At 60.8% G+C, this 18197-nt stretch carries 13 protein-coding genes; 6 read left to right on the top strand and 7 right to left on the bottom strand.

The genetic code is table 11. The features are described 5' to 3' along the window. Nucleotides 1-25 precede the first annotated feature (25 nt). Together ACI512_RS27310 and ACI512_RS27305 are read left to right on the top strand one after the other, a co-directional pair. Nucleotides 26-448: a transglycosylase SLT domain-containing protein gene (locus ACI512_RS27310; RefSeq protein ID WP_279615280.1), complete on the top strand. Its 423-nt coding sequence runs from the start codon at nt 26-28 to the stop codon at nt 446-448. An 86-nt stretch (nt 449-534) separates the two neighbouring features. Further along, complete coding sequence (locus ACI512_RS27305) at nt 535-1560, top strand: quinone-dependent dihydroorotate dehydrogenase (protein ID WP_236379498.1); 1026 nt, start codon at nt 535-537, stop codon at nt 1558-1560. 132 nt (nt 1561-1692) lie between these two features. Here the strand turns inward: ACI512_RS27305 and rmf are convergent, their stop codons facing one another. Continuing rightward, the gene (gene rmf, locus ACI512_RS27300) at nt 1693-1908 is read right to left on the bottom strand and encodes a ribosome modulation factor (protein WP_002553055.1); all 216 of its coding nucleotides are present in this window, start codon (nt 1906-1908) and stop codon (nt 1693-1695) included. 532 nt (nt 1909-2440) lie between these two features. On the opposite strand from rmf, the gene rlmKL reads away from it, so the two are divergent. Both rlmKL and ACI512_RS27290 read left to right on the top strand, forming a co-directional pair. After that, nucleotides 2441-4705 carry a bifunctional 23S rRNA (guanine(2069)-N(7))-methyltransferase RlmK/23S rRNA (guanine(2445)-N(2))-methyltransferase RlmL gene (gene rlmKL, locus ACI512_RS27295; RefSeq protein ID WP_236379497.1) on the top strand — a complete coding sequence of 755 codons (2265 nt, stop codon included), beginning with the start codon at nt 2441-2443 and terminating at the stop codon, nt 4703-4705. A gap of 140 nt (nt 4706-4845) precedes the next feature. Continuing rightward, on the top strand, nt 4846-7242 hold the full coding sequence (locus ACI512_RS27290; RefSeq protein WP_236379496.1) for a GGDEF domain-containing protein: 2397 nt from the start codon (nt 4846-4848) through the stop codon (nt 7240-7242). A gap of 269 nt (nt 7243-7511) precedes the next feature. Here ACI512_RS27290 and dacB read toward each other — a convergent pair whose 3' ends face one another. Beyond that, entirely contained in the window at nt 7512-8972 is a 1461-nt protein-coding gene (gene dacB / locus ACI512_RS27285; RefSeq protein WP_015885335.1) for a D-alanyl-D-alanine carboxypeptidase/D-alanyl-D-alanine-endopeptidase, read from the bottom strand. Between the two features lie 237 nt (nt 8973-9209). Between dacB and ACI512_RS27280 the strand changes: the two genes are divergently transcribed. Beyond that, complete coding sequence (locus ACI512_RS27280) at nt 9210-9554, top strand: YggL family protein (protein WP_046036418.1); 345 nt, start codon at nt 9210-9212, stop codon at nt 9552-9554. A gap of 36 nt (nt 9555-9590) precedes the next feature. Here ACI512_RS27280 and ACI512_RS27275 read toward each other — a convergent pair whose 3' ends face one another. After that, a complete protein-coding gene (locus tag ACI512_RS27275) occupies nt 9591-10781 on the bottom strand; it encodes a benzoate/H(+) symporter BenE family transporter (protein WP_015885333.1) in 1191 nt (396 codons plus the stop codon). 226 nt (nt 10782-11007) lie between these two features. On the opposite strand from ACI512_RS27275, the gene ACI512_RS27270 reads away from it, so the two are divergent. Next, the gene (locus ACI512_RS27270; RefSeq protein WP_015885332.1) at nt 11008-11772 is read left to right on the top strand and encodes a GntR family transcriptional regulator; all 765 of its coding nucleotides are present in this window, start codon (nt 11008-11010) and stop codon (nt 11770-11772) included. A gap of 126 nt (nt 11773-11898) precedes the next feature. On the opposite strand, the gene guaD is transcribed toward ACI512_RS27270, so the two are convergent. The 4 genes from guaD to xdhA form a co-directional block, all read right to left on the bottom strand. Continuing rightward, complete coding sequence (guaD, locus tag ACI512_RS27265) at nt 11899-13203, bottom strand: guanine deaminase (protein WP_064052654.1); 1305 nt, start codon at nt 13201-13203, stop codon at nt 11899-11901. Nucleotides 13204-13210: 7 nt separating this feature from the next. Then, complete coding sequence (gene xdhC / locus ACI512_RS27260; RefSeq protein WP_236379494.1) at nt 13211-14068, bottom strand: xanthine dehydrogenase accessory protein XdhC; 858 nt, start codon at nt 14066-14068, stop codon at nt 13211-13213. 122 nt (nt 14069-14190) lie between these two features. Next, the gene (gene xdhB, locus ACI512_RS27255; protein WP_236379493.1) at nt 14191-16590 is read right to left on the bottom strand and encodes a xanthine dehydrogenase molybdopterin binding subunit; all 2400 of its coding nucleotides are present in this window, start codon (nt 16588-16590) and stop codon (nt 14191-14193) included. Continuing rightward, nucleotides 16583-18031, bottom strand: a complete 1449-nt coding sequence (gene xdhA, locus ACI512_RS27250) for a xanthine dehydrogenase small subunit (RefSeq protein WP_405121436.1) — start codon at nt 18029-18031, stop codon at nt 16583-16585. The genes xdhB and xdhA overlap by 8 nt, the downstream gene beginning before the upstream one ends. Nucleotides 18032-18197 lie beyond the last annotated feature (166 nt).

Genomic DNA, 18197 nt, shown 5'->3' with positions numbered 1-18197 from the left:
GAGCAAGGGCTGGGTGTTGAGTGTGATGATGACCAGCAACCAGGCGCTGGCCTATTGCTGGGAGGAGGCGGCCAGTCACTACAATATCGAGCCGGAGTTACTGCAAGCGATCGCCGCCGTAGAGTCGGGTTATCGGGCGCAAGCGATGAATCATGCCAACCGTAATGGCACCCGAGACATCGGCCTGATGCAGATCAACAGTATCCACTTGCCTCGCCTGCTCAAGCAGGGCATTACCGAAGATCGGTTGCTCAATGAGCCCTGCCTGTCGGTGGAGGTGGGCGCCTCGATTCTCGCCGAGTTCATCCAGCGCTTTGGCTACAACTGGACAGCGGTAGGTTCCTATAACGCAGGGACGGGGGCCGGGCCCGAGCGTGAGGCGTTGCGCATGCAGTATGCACAGAAAATCTGGGCGTATTATGAGCAACTGGTTGCGCATCGCTACTGACGATTGAGGTTCACGCCTCGCACGCTCCCTATCACCCCGGCTATAATCGCCGCCACCTTTCGCCGCCATCCGAGTCTAGCCCGCCCATGTATACCCTGGCCCGCCAGCTGTTGTTCAAACTCTCCCCGGAAACCTCCCACGATCTGTCCCTGGACCTGATCGGTGCCGGTGGTCGCCTGGGGCTCAATGGCCTGGTATCCAAGGCACCGGCAAAGGTGCCGGTATCGGTGATGGGGCTCGATTTCCCCAACCCGGTCGGGCTCGCGGCTGGCTTGGATAAAAACGGTGCGGCCATCGATGGTTTTGCACAGTTGGGTTTCGGCTTTGTCGAGATCGGCACCGTGACCCCGCGACCACAACCGGGCAACCCCAAGCCGCGTATCTTCCGCCTGCCGGAAGCCGAGGCGATCATCAATCGCATGGGGTTCAACAACCTGGGCGTTGATCATCTGTTGTCGCGGGTTCAAGCGGCAAAGTACAAGGGCATCCTGGGCATCAATATCGGCAAGAATTTCGATACCCCGGTTGAGCGTGCAGTGGATGATTACCTGATTTGCCTGGACAAGGTTTACGCCCACGCCAGCTATGTCACCGTTAACGTCAGCTCACCCAATACCCCGGGCCTGCGCAGCCTGCAGTTCGGCGACTCGCTCAAGCAATTGCTCGAAGCTCTGCGCCAGCGCCAGGAAGACCTGGCCGTGCGCCATGGCAAGCGCGTGCCGTTGGCAATCAAGATTGCCCCGGACATGAGCGACGAAGAAACCGTGCTCGTGGCCCAGGCCCTGGTCGATTCCGGCATGGATGCAGTCATCGCCACCAACACCACCCTCAGCCGCGTCGGTGTCGAAGGCCTGGCCCATGGCGACGAGGCGGGCGGCCTGTCGGGTGCGCCAGTGCGTGACAAGAGCACGCATATCGTCAAGGTACTGGCTGCCGAGCTGGCCGGGCGCTTGCCGATCATCGCGGTCGGCGGCATTACCGAAGGCAAGCACGCGGCGGAGAAGATTGCTGCCGGCGCGAGCCTGGTGCAGTTGTACTCCGGCTTTATCTACAAGGGGCCGGCACTGATTCGCCAGTCGGTGGATGCGATTGCAGCCCTGCCCAAAGCCTGAGAAACCCTAAACAGCGCCCATTAAAAAGGGCTCCTTAAAAGGAGCCCCTGGGCCGAAGCCCGCCGCCTGGATAGGGCGTGCGTGGTTAAGTCGTTACATATTCGTGGTGGTGTCGGAATGTATTGCCCTTGATTAGCCGACGGCGTGAAGTTCGTTGAGTCTGTGGATGCCCGCAGTGCCAGTCATACCGTCCCAGTTGTCGCCGCGTCCTTCTCGCCAGCCGTTGATCCAGGCTTGGCGTACCGACGGTAGAGTAAATGGGCAAAGCTCACGGGATTTGCCATGAACGCCATATTGATATCCGCGTAAAAATGCTCTTTCCAACGGATCACGCTTAAGTCTTCTCATAGGGTGTTTCCCTCACTTGTTGACTGTCTTGATATCCTTCGGCCTCGTCTGAGGCCGGGCAGAGTTTTTCTGCCGTTGGTGGGCTCGCTGCCGGCGTGGCGAGCCTAGGTGTCGGCGTCGTTACGGCGCCAACCTGTGTTGAGTTCTAACCAATAGGTCACATGGATTCAATGATCGTTTTGTCATAAGCACGTAACGATAACGATGCTATAGCCATAAGCTGGGATGGCTTTTCGCCCCTTTTATTGGGCAAAGCCAGCTATGATGCACCCTGCAAAGAGGATGGGTTTAATCCTTTAGTGAGAATGCCCGCCCGTTGCAGTCGGTTATTATTCGACGAAGGGTCGGAATATTTCTTTTTGTTGCTGCAAATTCTCTCTCTGCCCCGTCGATAAAGGTCCAAGGGCTCGTTAGACGGGGTGGGACGGCACATTCGTGCCACGCGAGCACTCTTCAAGAAAAGTGCTTGATTGAAAACCGAACCGGCGATGCGTCGCCCGTTCATTTATTGCTGAAAAGCCTGGATTGCCCCATGTCGGACCGTTTTGAACTCTTCCTCACTTGCCCCAAGGGCCTCGAAGGCCTGCTGATCGAGGAAGCCGTCGGGCTTGGCCTTGAGGAAGCCCGCGAGCACACCTCGGCCGTGCGCGGCATGGCCGACATGGAGACCGCCTACCGCCTGTGCCTCTGGTCGCGACTGGCCAACCGCGTGCTGCTGGTGCTCAAGCGCTTCCCGATGAAGGACGCCGAAGACCTCTACCACGGCGTACTGGATATCGAGTGGGCTGACCACATGGTGCCGGATGGCACCCTGGCGGTTGAGTTCAGCGGCCACGGTTCTGGCATCGACAACACCCACTTCGGCGCGCTGAAGGTCAAGGATGCGATCGTCGACAAGCTGCGCACCCCGACCGGCGAACGCCCGTCCATCGACAAGATCAACCCGGACCTGCGCATCCACCTGCGCCTGGACCGTGGCGAAGCCATCCTGTCCCTCGACCTGTCCGGCCACAGCCTGCATCAGCGTGGCTACCGCCTGCAGCAGGGCGCGGCACCGTTGAAGGAAAACCTGGCCGCCGCGATCCTGATTCGTTCGGGCTGGCCGCGCATTGCTGCCGAAGGCGGCGCGCTGACCGACCCGATGTGCGGCGTCGGTACCTTCCTGGTCGAAGGCGCGATGATCGCTGCCGATATGGCGCCCAACCTGAATCGCGAACTGTGGGGCTTCACCACCTGGCTCGGTCACGTCCCGGCGCTGTGGAAGAAGCTGCACACTGAGGCAACTGAGCGCGCGGCCATCGGCATGAACAAGCCGCCGCTGTGGGTGCGTGGCTATGAAGCTGATCCTCGGCTGATCCAACCCGCGCGCAACAACATTGAGCGCGCCGGCCTGAGCCACTGGATCAAGGTGTACCAGGGCGAAGTCGGTACCTTCGAGCCGCGCCCGGACCAGAACCAGAAAGGCCTGGTCATCTGCAACCCGCCGTACGGCGAGCGCCTGGGTGACGAAGCCAGCCTGTTGTACCTCTACCAGAATCTCGGCGAACGTTTGCGCCAGGCGTGCATGGGCTGGGAGGCGGCGGTGTTCACCGGCGCGCCGGACCTGGGCAAGCGCATGGGCATTCGCAGTCACAAACAGTATTCGTTTTGGAACGGCGCGTTGCCGTGCAAATTGCTGCTGATCAAGGTCAACCCTGACCAGTTCGTCACCGGCGAGCGTCGCACCCCGGAGCAGCGCCAGGCCGAGCGTGAGCAAGCCGCTTACGATCAAGCCCCGGTCGAGCCGCAAGAGCGTCAGTACAACAAGAACGGCAACCCGATCAAACCCGCCCCGGCACCGGTGGTCGAGCAGGCGCGCCTGAGCGAAGGCGGGCAGATGTTTGCCAACCGCCTGCAGAAGAACCTCAAGCTGCTGGGCAAGTGGGCCAAGCGTGAAGGCGTGGATTGCTACCGTGTGTACGACGCCGACATGCCGGAATATTCCATGGCCATCGACCTGTACCACGATTGGGTCCATGTACAGGAATACGCCGCACCGAAGTCCATTGACCCGGAAAAAGCCTCCGCGCGTATGTTCGATGCCTTGGCGGCGATTCCCCAGGCGCTGAACATCGACAAGAGCCGTGTGGTGGTCAAGCGTCGCGAGCGTCAGAGCGGCACCAAGCAGTACGAGCGCCAGAGCGCCCAGGGCAAGTTCACTGAAGTCAGCGAAGGCGGCGTGAAGCTGCTGGTCAACCTCACCGACTACCTGGACACCGGCCTGTTCCTCGACCACCGTCCGATGCGCATGCGCATCCAGAAGGAAGCGGCCGGCAAGCGCTTCCTGAACCTGTATTGCTACACCGCCACCGCCAGTGTGCACGCGGCCAAGGGCGGCGCGCGCAGCACTACCAGCGTCGATTTGTCCAAGACTTACCTGGACTGGGCGCGTCGCAACTTCTCCCTCAACGGTTTCTCCGACAAGAACCGTCTGGAGCAGGGTGACGTGATGGCGTGGCTGGAGGCCAGCCGTGATGAGTTCGACCTGATCTTCATCGACCCGCCGACCTTCTCCAACTCCAAGCGCATGGAAGGCATCTTCGACGTACAGCGCGACCACGTGCAGTTGCTCGACTTGGCCATGGCCCGCCTGGCGCCGGGTGGCGTGCTGTATTTCTCGAACAACTTCCGCAAGTTTGTGCTCGAGGACAACCTCAGCGAGCGCTATTCGGTCGAGGAAATCAGCGACAAGACCCTCGACCCGGATTTCGCGCGTAACGCGAAGATCCACCGGGCGTGGAAAATCACCGCGCGCTGATCGCCGTCACCCAAAGCCGCAAGCCTGGATTATTCCGGCCTTGCGGCTTTTTTACGCTGGTCAAACGCTGGGTCGGTAGCTATAACTTAAGACCTAGCCAAAGTGACACCCCCCGCAGGCTGGCGTTGTGAGTGTTGCCTATGCCGTTGCAAGCCGTTCGCCCGAAAATCCTAGGCTTTATCAGTGAGCAGGCGTCGGCTTGGCTGGTGGCATTGGTGGTGTTGCTGGCAGGGTTTACCCTGACGGCAATCGTCGCCTGGGCCGCGTCCGACCTTTATCAGCAACAGGTGCGCCAGCGCTTTCAGTTGCTGGTCAACGAGCGTTATACCCGCTTGCAGGAACGCTTCGAAGACCAGGAGCAACGCCTCAACAGCCTACGGCGTTTCTTCGTCAATTCCGACGAGGTGTCCCGTGAAGAGTTCGAAGGGTTTGCCCTGCCCTTGTTGTTGCGCGCCCGCGCTTACTCCTGGGCGCCCCGCGTGTATCGCGAGCAGCGCGAGCAATTTGAGCAGACGGTGTCCGACCAGCGCGGCACACCCTTTGTTATCCGTGAATTGAATTCGGCCGGTGAACTGGCGCCTGCGCCCGAGCGCGATGAATACGTGCCGGTGCTGTACAGCCAGACTCAAAGCTTGCTGGGGGCACCGCTGGGCTTTGATCTGCTGGCCCAGCCGCTGCGGCGCTCGGCCCTTGAGCGTGCGCAGAAGACCGGCAAGCTGGCGGTCTCTCAGCCGATGCAATTAGTGGGGGTCGAGCCGGCTTATTCCACCGGGGTTTTACTGGTCGCGCCGGTGAGCCGCCTGCCCACTTACGAACAGTCCCAGAATGAGCCCTATGGCTACGTGATGGCGGTGATCAGCATGCGTCAGCTGGTGGCCGACGGTTTGCCCAAGCCCGACCGGGACAACCTGACGATGCAGATAGTCGATACCTCCGACCTGCAAAAGCGCGTGCTCTTCGAGTCCGGCACGGTTGTGTCCGACAGTGACCTAGTCGGCGCGCGTCGACTCACCTTGGGCGATCACGTGTACGCCTTGAGCCTGCGTCCGAGCCAGGTGTTCGACCAAGCGAACCACTCTTCGCTGTCCACCGTCTTGACCATGGGCGGCCTGCTCAGCCTGCTGCTAAGCGCCTTGCTCTATATGCTGGTGAGCCAACGCCAGCGCGCGTTGAAACTGGTTGAGCAACGTACCGTACAACTGCGTCTGCGCGAGCAGGAGTTGCGCGGTGCCCATGGTCAGTTGCGCAGCGTGCTCAACGCGGCCACGCAGGTGGCGATTATTGCCACCGACCTGCGCGGCATCATCAACACCTTCAATGCCGGTGCGGAACAGATGCTGGGGTTCCAGGCCGAGCACGTGGTGGGGACATATACCCTGGAAAGCCTGCACCTGGGGACGGAGTTGGAAGTGCGTGCGGCCAGCTTGAGTGTGGCCTTGGGCAAGCGTATTCCGGCGAGCCAGGCCATGCTGGTGGAAAGCCCTGACAACCTGCACGAAGCCCGTGAATGGACCCTGATCCGCCAAGACGGCAGCCCATTGACGGTGAACATGTTGGCCACGGTGTTGCTGGACGACCATGGTTTGTGGATCGGTCACCTGGCGATTTACCTGGACATCACCGAACAAAAGCGCGCTTACGAGGCCTTGGCTGCCAGGGATCGCCTGCTCAAAAAGCTCAGCGCCCATGTCCCCGGCGGAATCTTCCAGTTCACCCTGGAGCCCCAGGACAACTGGAAATTCATCTACGCCAGCGATGGCATGCGCGACATCTATGAAATCGAGCCCGGTGTGTTGCAGCAGGATGCGAAGAAGGTCTTCGAGCGTATTCACCCGCTGGACGCGGAACGGGTACGCGCCTCGATTCGCTTGTCGGCATTGCAGTTGAGTCATTGGCGCGAGGAGTACCGGGTGCAGTTGCCGCAACGCGGCCTGCGCTGGATTCGTGGCGAGGCGACGCCGGAAGAGTTACCCGCAGGCGGCACGTTGTGGCATGGCTACGTGTCGGATATTTCCGATCTCAAACGGGTGGAGGAAGAGCTGCGCGCGCTGTCCATCACCGACTCATTGACCGGTATCCACAACCGCCGCTATTTCCAGGATCGCCTCAAGGCCGAGATGGTGAGGCTCAACCGCACCTCGGGGGCATTGTCGGTGATCATGCTTGATATCGATCACTTCAAGCGTATCAACGATCAGCATGGGCATGCTGTTGGCGATGGGGTGTTGCAGGAGCTGTGCAAACGCATCAGCCAGCGCCTGCGCCGCACCGATGTGTTCTGCCGCCTGGGCGGTGAGGAATTCATGGTGCTGTGCCCTCACACGGACGGCGAGCAGGCCTACAGCCTGGCGACGGAGTTGTGGGCGTCGCTGCGCAGTGCGCCGATGGAGCCGGTCGGCATTGTCACCGCCAGCTTTGGCGTGGCCAGTTGGCGGGTGGATGAAGGTATCGACGGGCTGTTGCTGCGCGCCGACTCGGCGGTGTACGTGGCCAAGCAGGGCGGCCGCGACCGGGTCGAAGCGCCCCCGGTTTGCTGACCGGCCCTGTTGTTTGATGCGCGGGATTGTTGTGGTGCTCGGGATTGTGTGTGATGCACTGGATTGTGGTGGTGAGCGGGCTTGCCCCGCGCTGGGGCGCGAAGCGGCCCCAATAAGAACACTGCGGTGAATCAGGTTTTTCTCAGCGCCTGCTTTGGGGCTGCTTCGCACCCCAGCGCGGGGCAAGCCCGCTCACCACAGCAAGCCCGCACACCACAGCAAGCCCGCTCACCACAATAAGCCCGCTCACCACAGTTGCTCACTCGGTTTCAGAGGACCGGAGCGGCCGCCACTGCCTTTGGCTGGCGATATAAATCCAGCAGCACCTGATCCAGCACCGACGAAGCACCCCATGGCTTCGGATCGTTGAGGATCGCCACCACGGCCCAAGTGTTGCCGTTGTTGTCACGGCTGAACCCGGCGATGGCGCGCACGGTGTTCAAGGTGCCGGTCTTGACGTGGGCTTCGCCGCGCATGGCGGTGGTTTTCAGGCGTTTGCGCATGGTGCCGTCAGTGCCGGCAATCGGCATCGAGCTGATGTACTCCGCCGCGTAAGGGCTTTTCCACGCCGCTTGCAGCATGGCGGCCATCTCGCGGGCGCTGACCCGTTCGGCACGTGACAGGCCGGAGCCGTTCTCCATCACCAGGTGCGGCGCGGTGATGCCTTTTTTCGCCAGCCACTGGCGCACTACGCGTTGCGCGGCCTTGGCATCGTCGCCGTCGGCATCGTTGCGAAACTGCGCACCCAGGCTCAGGAACAGCTGTTGGGCCATGGTGTTGTTACTGTATTTGTTGATGTCGCGGATGATTTCCGCGAGGTCCGGCGAAAACGCCCGAGCCAGCACTTTGGCATCCTTGGGCACCGGCGCCTGGATATCACGGCCCTGGATGGTACCGCCCAGTTCCTTCCAGATCGCCCGGACGGCACCGGCCGTGTAGGTGGCGTGATCCAGCAACGACAGATAGGTCTGCGAACTGCAGCCATCGGCCAACTGGCCGCTGACCGTCACCGTCACGCTACCATCGGCGGCGGTGACCGGGTTGTAACGCACGTCGCCGGTGCACTGCTTGGCGTTGGAGACCTTGACCTGGTTGTCGATGCGAATGCTCGCAATCGGTGGCTCGACCGACACCAGCACCCGGCCGGAATCATTGCGGGTCACGAAGCGCAGGGCCTTGAGGTTGACCAGCAGCGCGTCCGGCTTGACCAGGAAGGGCTTGTTCTCGTCGTTGCCATCGTCATTGAATTCGGGCAACAGCGGTTGGTTGAAGAAGCTGCGGTCCAGCACCAGGTCACCGGTGACCTGCTGCACGCCGTTGGCGCGCAGGTCGCGCATCAGCAGCCAGAGTTTTTCCATATTCAGCTTGGGGTCGCCGCCGCCCTTGAGGTACAGGTTGCCGTGCAGCACGCCACCGCTGAGGGTGCCGTCGGTGTAGAACTCGGTTTTCCACTGGTGGTTGGGGCCGAGCATTTCCAGGGCCGCATAGGTGGTAACCAGCTTCATGGTCGAGGCCGGGTTCACCGACACGTCGGCATTGAACACGGTCGGCGTGCCGGGGCCGTTCAGGGGGATCATCACCAGGGACAGCGCGGTGTTTTGCAGCTTGGCTTTCGCAAGCGCCTGCTGAACATTCGGTGGCAGGGTGTTATTGACGGGGGCAGCGGAGGTGGAAAAAGCCAGTGGAAGGAGAAAACCGGCAAGTAGTACGGAGCGCAAAGATTTGATCATAAGAAGTAAAACCCTACTGCTGAGGAGGGTGAAAAAGGCGAGGGGTATATAAGAAAATCCCTCAATGGTCATGAAAGTGTCGGCATTATGCCCCAAGGCGTAGCCACTTGTAGCTGAACGATAGCGGGTAATGGGCGTTTTTTTTACCAGTAAATGGCCGCCTGTCCCAGAGAGTCGGGCAATCGCCGCCTTAAACTGCTAAAGTGCCGCCCGTTATTACTTATGAGGATTGTTCCAATGGCGACTAACCGTTCCCAGCGTCTGCGCAAAAAACTGTGCGTTGATGAATTTCAAGAGCTGGGTTTCGAACTGAACCTGGACTTCAAAGAAGGCCTGAGTGAAGAAGCTACCGATGCTTTCCTCGAAGCATTCATCAAAGAAGCCATGGAAGCCAATGGTCTGGGCTATGTCGGCGGCGATGACTTCGGTCTGGTTTGCCTGCAGAAGCGTGGCTCGGTCAACGAAGAACAGCGCGCAGCTGTTGAAAGCTGGCTCAAAGGCCGCAGCGAACTGAAAAGCGCTGAAGTCAGCCCGCTGCTGGACGTTTGGTATCCGGAAAAGCCGATCAACGCGGCTAAGTGATACTAAAAAAACGGCGACCTCAGGGTCGCCGTTTTTTTATGCCTTGCGCCCATTCAGAATCAGCAGTGTCAAAACCCCCGCCACAATCCCCCAGAACGCCGAGCCGATGGAAAACAGCGTCAAGCCAGACGCCGTGACCATAAAGGTGATCAGCGCCGCTTCCCGTTCCTTCGGCTCATTCATGGCGATACTCAAGCCATTGATGATCGAGCCAAACAACGCCAACGCTGCAATCGACAGCACTAGTTCCTTGGGCAAGGCCGCGAACAAGGCCGCCAAGGTCGCGCCGAACACTCCTGCAATCCCGTAGAACACCCCGCACCACACCGCCGCGGTATAGCGCTTGTTGCGGTCCTCATGGGCATGCGGCCCGGTGCAGATCGCCGCGCTGATCGCCGCGAGGTTGATGCCGTGGGAGCCGAAGGGCGCCAGCACCAGGGAGGCCAGGCCCGTGGCGGTGATCAAGGGTGAGGCGGGCACGTTATAGCCGTCGGCCCTGAGCACCGCGACGCCGGGCATGTTCTGCGACGTCATCGCCACCACAAACAACGGGATGCCGATGCTGATGGTCGCCGCCAACGAGAAGTGTGGCGTGGTCCATACCGGCGTCGCCACTTCCAGGTGAAAAGCGCTGAAGTCCAACAGCCCCATCAACCCCGACAAGGCGGTACCGATCAGCAGCGCGGCCAGCACCGCATAACGCGGCGACAGGCGCTTGATCACCAGGTAGGTGAAGAACATCCCCAGCACCAGCCCGGTGCGATGCTGCGCGGCGACGAAGATCTCGCTGCCGATCTTGAACAGAATCCCCGCCAGCAAGGCGGCTGCCAGCGATGCCGGGATGCGCTTGACCAGTTTTTCAAAGCTGCCGGTCAACCCGCAAATCGTCACCAGCACGGCGCAGGTGATGTAGGCGCCGATGGCCTCGCCATAACTCACACCGCCCAGGCTGGTGATCAGCAGCGCTGCGCCCGGCGTCGACCAGGCGATGGTGATGGGCGTGCGATAGCGCAGCGAGAGGCCGATGCTGCACACCGCCATACCGATGGAAATCGCCCAGATCCAGGAAGAAATCTGCGCCGTAGTCAAACCGGCGGCCTGTCCGGCCTGAAACATCAGGACCAGGGAGCTGGTGTAGCCGGTCATCATGGCGATGAAGCCGGCGACGACGGCCGACGCAGAAGTGTCGGCCAGCGGGCGCAAAGGCGCTTGGGTGGCGTCGGTCATGGAGCGGTGTTCCTTTTACCTGGAAGTTTGCCGGTGACGGCACGGATTCAAGCCTAAACTCAAACCTGACAAGTCATTGCAATACAGCCGGCGCCGCAAACAGCCGTACAGTGTGTTGGCGCATCCGGTTGTGTACAATGTGCCCTGTTTTTAGGTGATACTTGCCAGCGACACGCCGTTGCCGTATTACCGTTAATTCGCCGCCGTTCTCCAAACCCGAGTGCCCATGAACGAACAGTTGCAACCTCTCAAGAAACAACCGCGAGCCGGCAAGGCCGGTCGCAGCGGAACCCAGGACGATATCGTCTACGCGCATATCTTCGAGGCGATCCTCGAACAACGCCTGGCACCCGGTACCAAGTTGAGTGAAGAGGCTCTGGGCGAAATTTTCGGCGTCAGTCGCACCATCATTCGCCGCGCCCTGTCGCGCCTGGCCCATGAAGGCGTGGTGTTGCTGCGGCCCAATCGCGGTGCGGTGGTGGCCAGCCCGAGCGTCGAGGAAGCGCGCCAAGTGTTCCTCGCGCGGCGTCTGGTGGAGCGGGCGATCACTGAATTGGCGGTGCAGCATGCAACGGCCGAACAACTGGCCGAGCTGCGTCAGATGGTCAATGACGAGCGCGACAGCTTCTCCCGTGGCGATCGCGGTGCCGGTATCCGCCTCTCCGGCGAATTCCACCTCAAGCTGGCCGAAGCGGCGAAGAACGCGCCCTTGATCAGCTTCCAGCGCAGCCTGGTGTCCCAGACCTCATTGATCATCGCCCAGTACGAAAGCGGCAACCGCTCGCACTGTTCTTACGATGAACACACCCAATTGATCGATGCGATCGAAGCACGGGATGCGGCGCTGGCGGTGAACCTGATGATGCACCACATGGACCATATCGACAGCAAGCTCAACCTCGATGAGGAAAGTGCGTCGGATGATTTGCATGCGGTGTTCTCGCATTTGTTGCAGACCAAGAAGCCGGGGCGTTCGTCCATAAAGTTGTAAATACGACCAACAATGTGGGAGGGGGCTTGCCCCCGATAGCGGTGCATCAGTCAATTAATCCAGAGACTGACACTCTGCTATCGGGGGCAAGCCCCCTCCCACATTTGTTTTAGGGTGTTTGTGGAATTAGCGCTGGTGCACCAATTGCCCGGCTGCATACGTCTGCAACACCGTCCGATCATCCCCCAGCGTCATCAACACAAACAACGTCTCGGCAATGTTCTTCGCCTGCTTCAGGCGGTAGCTCAGCAGCGGCGTGGCGTTGTAGTCCAGCACCAGAAAGTCCGCATCCGTGCCCGGTTGCAACGTACCGATCTTGTCTTCCAACCGCAGCGCCCGCGCACCGCCCAGGGTGGCCAGGTACAGCGATTTGAACGGGCTCAACCGTGCACCCTGCAACTGCATGACTTTGTAGGCTTCGTTCAGGGTTTGCAGCAGCGAAAAACTGGTACCGCCGCCCACGTCAGTGCCCAGGCCCACATTCAGTTTGTGTTTCTCAGCCATCGGCAGGTTGAACAAACCGCTGCCGAGGAAGAAGTTCGAGGTTGGGCAGAACGCGATCGCCGAACCTGTTTCCGCCAGCCGTGCGCATTCGTCATCACACAGGTGCACGCCATGGGCAAACACCGAGCGCTCGCCCAGCAGTTTATAGTGGTCGTACACATCCAGGTAGCCCGTGCGCTCCGGGAACAGTTCCTTCACCCATTCCACTTCCTGCTTGTTCTCACTGATGTGCGTCTGCATGTACAGATCCGGGTATTCGCCCAGCAGTTGCCCGGCCAGCGCCAGTTGCTCCGGCGTGCTGGTCGGCGCAAAGCGTGGCGTCACCGCATAGTGCAGGCGGCCCTTGCCGTGCCAGCGCTCGATCAGTGCTTTGCTTTCCTGGTAGCCGGATTCGGCGGTGTCGGTGAGATAGTCCGGCGCGTTGCGGTCCATCATCACCTTGCCGGCGATCATGCGCAGGTCGAGCTTTTCGGCCGCTTCGAAAAACGCATTCACCGATTGCGGATGCACGCTGCCGAACACCAACGCGGTGGTGGTGCCGTTGCGCAGCAGTTCCTTGATGAAAATATCCGCGACTTCTTCGGCGTGCGCCTTGTCGGCGAACTGGCTTTCGCACGGGAAGGTGTAGGTGTTGAGCCAATCCAGCAACTGCTCGCCATACGCGCCGACCATGCCGGTTTGCGGCAGGTGGATATGGGTGTCGATCAGGCCGGGGGTGATCAGCGCGTCCTGGTAATGGGTGATGTCGATATCGGCGGGCAGGGTCGGCAGCAAGTCGCTGGCGTGGCCGACGGCGCTGATCTGGCCGTTTTCGATGACCAGCAGGCCGTCTTCGAAATACTCGTAGGAGGCTTCGATGCCCACTTCAGCGGGGTCGGCGAGGCTGTGCAGAAGGGCGGCACGGTAGGCTTTGCGGGTCAAAGGCATGGTCGTCTCAATTCTTGGCAAAAGAAGTCAAAGCTTGGCTGCGGCGCGAAGCCACAAGCAGTTTGGCAATGGGTTCGGCGCCGGCAGTGTGCTGGCCGAAATTCGCGTTATAAGTGGCGATGATTTCGCCGGCGATGGAGATGGCGATCTCCACCGGCAACTTGCCCTTCACCTCGGTGAGGCCCATGGGGCAGCGCATGCGTTGCAATTGCGCGGCGTCGAAGCCACGATCGCGCAGGCGGTGTTCGAACTTGACGCGTTTGGTCTTCGAACCGATCAGGCCGAAGTAGGCAAAGTCATTGCGCTTGAGCAGGGCGGCGGTCAGTTCGAGGTCCAGCGCGTGATTGTGGGTCATGACGATGCAGTAACTGCCCACCGGCAATTCGGCAATTTCGTCGACCGGTTCTTCGCTGACGATTTTACGCACGCCTTGCGGGATCTGTTCCGGAAACTCCTGGTCACGCGAATCGATCCAGCGCACCCGGCATGGCAGGCTTGCCAGCAACGGCACCAGGGCACGCCCCACGTGGCCGGCGCCAAACACGGCAATCTGCGCTTGCACTTGGCCCATGGGTTCGAACAGCAACACGGTCACGCCACCGCAGCACTGGCCCAGGCTCGCGCCCAGGCTGAAGCGCTCCAGGTGGGTATTCTGCTGGCCACGCACGAGCATGTCGCGGGCGATCTGCATCGCCTTGTATTCCAGGTGCCCGCCGCCGATGGTGTCGAAGGTCTGTGTGGCGCTGATCACCATCTTGGAACCGGCATTGCGCGGTGTAGAGCCGAGCTCTTCGATGATGGTCACCAGGACGCAGGGTTCGCCGCTGTTTTGCAAGTCGGCGAGGGCGCTGATCCAATTGTTCATGTTTACCTCAACATTTCTGTTGTCAGTTCGGCCGTCATCGGGAGCAAGCCCCCTCCCACATTTAGAGCTGCGAATACATTCCAGTGTGGGAGGGGGCTTGCCCCCGATGGCAGCGCCTCGATCTAAAGCGAAGCCATCTCGGTATCAGCCTCAACCACCTTCGCCACAGTCAATTGGCGCATTTGTTCGCAACCCCACAACACCCGCTCCGGCGTCGCCGGCGCATCAATCTTGGGCTGATGGCGATACTCACCCAAGCTCGCCACCGCATCCTTGATCGCGCACCACGATGCAATCCCGAGCATGAACGGCGGCTCGCCCACGGCCTTGGAATGGAACACCGTGTCTTCGGGGTTCTTGCGGTTTTCCACCAGCTTCACCCGCAGGTCCAGCGGCATGTCTGCCACTGCCGGGATCTTGTAGCTGGCCGGGCCGTTGGTCATCAGCTTGCCCTTGTTGTTCCACACCAGCTCTTCCATGGTCAGCCAGCCCATGCCCTGGATAAAGCCGCCTTCGACCTGGCCGATGTCGATGGCCGGGTTCAGCGAGGCGCCCACGTCGTGGAGGATGTCGGTGCGCAGCATCTTGTATTCGCCGGTGAGGGTGTCGACGATCACTTCGCAGCACGCCGCGCCGAACGCGTAGTAATAGAACGGCCGACCCCGTGACTGGCTGCGGTCGTAGAAGATTTTCGGGGTCTTGTAGAACCCGGTGCTCGACAGCGAGACTTGGGCGAAATACGCCTGCTGGATCAGCGCCTCGAAGGACAGGATCTGCTCACGCACTCGCACATGACCGTTGCGGAACTCCACATCGGCTTCGCTCACGTCGTATTTGCGGGCGGCGAACTCCACCAGGCGCTGCTTGATGGTTTCGGCGGCGTTCTGCGCGGCCTTGCCGTTCAAGTCGGCACCGCTGGACGCCGCGGTCGGCGAGGTGTTGGGCACCTTGTCGGTGTTGGTGGCGGTGATCTGCACGCGGTCGATTTCGACCTGGAACACCTCGGCCACCACCTGCGCGACCTTGGTGTTCAAGCCCTGGCCCATCTCGGTGCCGCCGTGGTTCAAGTGGATGCTGCCGTCGGTGTAGATATGGATCAACGCGCCGGCCTGGTTGAGGAAGCTGGCGGTAAACGAAATACCGAATTTCACCGGGGTCAGCGCCAGGCCTTTTTTCAGGATCGGGCTGTGGGTGTTGTACAGGCGGATGGCTTCGCGGCGCTCGGCGTATTGGCTGCTGGCTTCCAGCTCGGCGGTCATCTCTTCGAGCATGTTGTGCTCGACGGTCTGGTAGTAGTGAGTGACGTTGCGCTCGGTCTTGCCGTAATAGTTGGCCTTGCGCACCGCCAGCGGGTCGAGCGCCAGGTGACGGGCGATGGCGTCCATCACTTCCTCGATGGCAACCATGCCTTGCGGGCCGCCGAAGCCGCGATAGGCGGTGTTGGAGGCGGTGTTGGTCTTGCAGCGATGACCGTTGACGGTGGCATCACCCAGGTAATACGAGTTGTCGGCGTGGAACATCGCGCGGTCGACAATCGAGTTGGACAAGTCCGGCGAACAGCCGCAGTTACCCGCCAGTTCCAGGTTGATTCCGTGCAGGCGGCCGCTATCGTCGAAGCCCACGTCGTATTCGATGTAGAAGGGGTGGCGCTTGCCGGTCATCAACATGTCTTCGACGCGCGGCAGGCGCATCTTGGTCGGCTGGCCGGTCAGGCGCGCCACCACCGCGCACAGGCATGCCGGGCTGGCGGCCTGGGTTTCCTTGCCGCCGAAACCGCCGCCCATGCGGCGCATGTCGACCACAATCTTGTTCATCGACACGTCCAGCACTTCGGCCACCAGCTTCTGCACTTCGGTGGGGTTCTGCGTGGAGCAGTAGACGATCATGCCGCCGTCTTCGGTGGGCATCACCGAAGAGATCTGGGTTTCCAGGTAGAAGTGTTCCTGGCCGCCGATGTGCAGCGTGCCCTGGATACGATTTTCCGCGGTCGCCAGTGCGCCGGCCGAATCTCCGCGCTGATGGGTGTGGCTGTCCAGCACGAAATGTTTGTTGCGAAAGGCCTCGACCACGTCCAGCACCGGTTCCAGGTCTTCGTATTCGATCACCGCCGCCATCGCGGCCTTGCGTGCGGTTTCCAGGTCGCGGGCGGCCACCGCCAGCACCACTTGACCTACAAACTGCACGGTGTCGATGGCCAACAACGGATCGCCGGGCATCAACGGGCCAATGTCTTTCAGGCCCGGCACATCTTCATGGGTGATGACAATGCGCACGCCATCGAAGGCGTAGCAGGGCGCGGTGTCAATGCTGATGATTTTCGCGTGGGCGCGGTCGGACATGCGCGCATACAGGTGCAACTGATTGGGGAATTCCAGGCGGTCATCGATGTACTGCGCTTCACCGGACACGTGTTTGGCAGCGCTGTCATGCTTGACGCTGCGGCCGACCCCGGAGGTAAGGTCTTGGGCGAACAGCTCGGCAAGCTCGGCCTGGGTTTTAACGACGGCGTGATGGTTAGACATAAGCGGTCACCCGAGTCTCGATGTGCGGCGTTTGCAGTTCGATGAAGTATTTGCGCAGCAGGTTCTGCGCGCTGAGCAGGCGGTATTCCTTGCTGGCGCGGAAGTCCGACAGCGGGGTGAAATCCTCGGCCAGGGCGGCGCAGGCTTTCTCCACGGTGGCGGTGTTCCACGTGGCGCCGACCAAGGCGGCTTCGCAGCTTTTGGCGCGTTTGGGCGTGGCGGCCATGCCGCCGAATGCAACGCGGGCCTCGCGGATCACGCCGTTGTCGATCTTCAGGTTGAACGCGGCGCAGACGGCGGAAATATCATCGTCCAGGCGCTTGGACACCTTGTAGGCACGGAACAACGCGTGGCCCTTGGGCACGATGATCTTCTCGATGAACTCGCTGTCCTGGCGGGCGGTGACGCGGTAGTCGATGAAGTAGTCTTCGAGCGCCAGGGTGCGGCGTGTCTCGCCCTTGCACAGCACAATCTGCGCGCCGAGAGCGATCAGCAGCGGCGGCGAATCACCAATCGGCGAAGCGTTGCCGATGTTGCCACCGAGGGTGCCCTGGTTGCGGATCTGCAGGGAAGCGAAGCGGTGCAGCAGTTCGCCGAAGTCCGGGTAGGCGTGGTGCAAGGCGGTATAGCAGTCGGAGAGGGCGGCGGCGGCGCCGATTTCCAGGCGGTCGTCGAAGTGTTCGATGCGCTTCATTTCTTCGATGTTGCCGACGTAGATCATCACCGGCAGCGTGCGGTGGAACTGGGTGACTTCCAGCGCCAGGTCGGTGCCACCGGCCAGCAGGCGGGCTTGCGGGTAGGCGTCGTAGAGGTCGGCCAGGTCAGCGACGGTGAGCGGCACCAGGCAGCGTTTGTCGCCGCTGTTGAGTTCACCGGTTTGCGTCGGCGCGATGGCTTTAAGGCGGGCGATGGTCTCAGCTTGCCGGCTGTCGAACTGGTCCTGGGGCTTGTTGCAGCAGGCCTGCTCGGCGGCGGCGAGAATTGGGCGATAACCGGTGCAGCGGCACAGGTTGCCGGCCAGGGCTTCATGGGCTTTCTGGCTGTCAGGGGCGTCACTGTTCTTTTGCAGGGCAAACAATGACATCACAAAACCGGGGGTGCAAAAGCCACATTGCGACCCGTGGCACTCGACCATGGCCTGTTGCACGCTGTGCAGTTGGCCCTGGTGCTTGAGGTCTTCGACGCTGATCAGTTGTTTGCCGTGCAGCGATGACACAAAGGTCAGGCAGGAATTGAGGCTGCGATAACGAATCTGCTCGGTGCCTTGGTCATCCGTGTGCAGTTCGCCGACCACCACAGTGCACGCACCGCAATCGCCGCTCGCGCAGCCTTCCTTGGTACCGGATTTGCCCAGGTGCTCACGCAAATAGTTGAGCACGGTCAGGTTGGGGTCCAGGGCGTGCTCGCTACGGAGTTCCTGGTTAAGTAAAAACTGGATCACGGAAGGCCTCGCAGACTCATTATTGTTGTTAACCGCTTTGCGCCGAATCTAGTCATGTCTGACTTTTCGGTCAATGGTTTTCTGACTTAAGGGTCAAGAAAATGCAGTCACAACACTTTCAATTATGGTTCAGTCTTCTGGAACCGGTGTTTTTAAAGGCTTTTGG

This window comes from Pseudomonas petroselini, assembly GCF_045037875.1.
Lineage (GTDB): Bacteria > Pseudomonadota > Gammaproteobacteria > Pseudomonadales > Pseudomonadaceae > Aquipseudomonas > Aquipseudomonas petroselini.
Note: the sequence above shows the minus strand (reverse complement) of the source record. Positions and strands in the feature narration are given on the sequence as shown.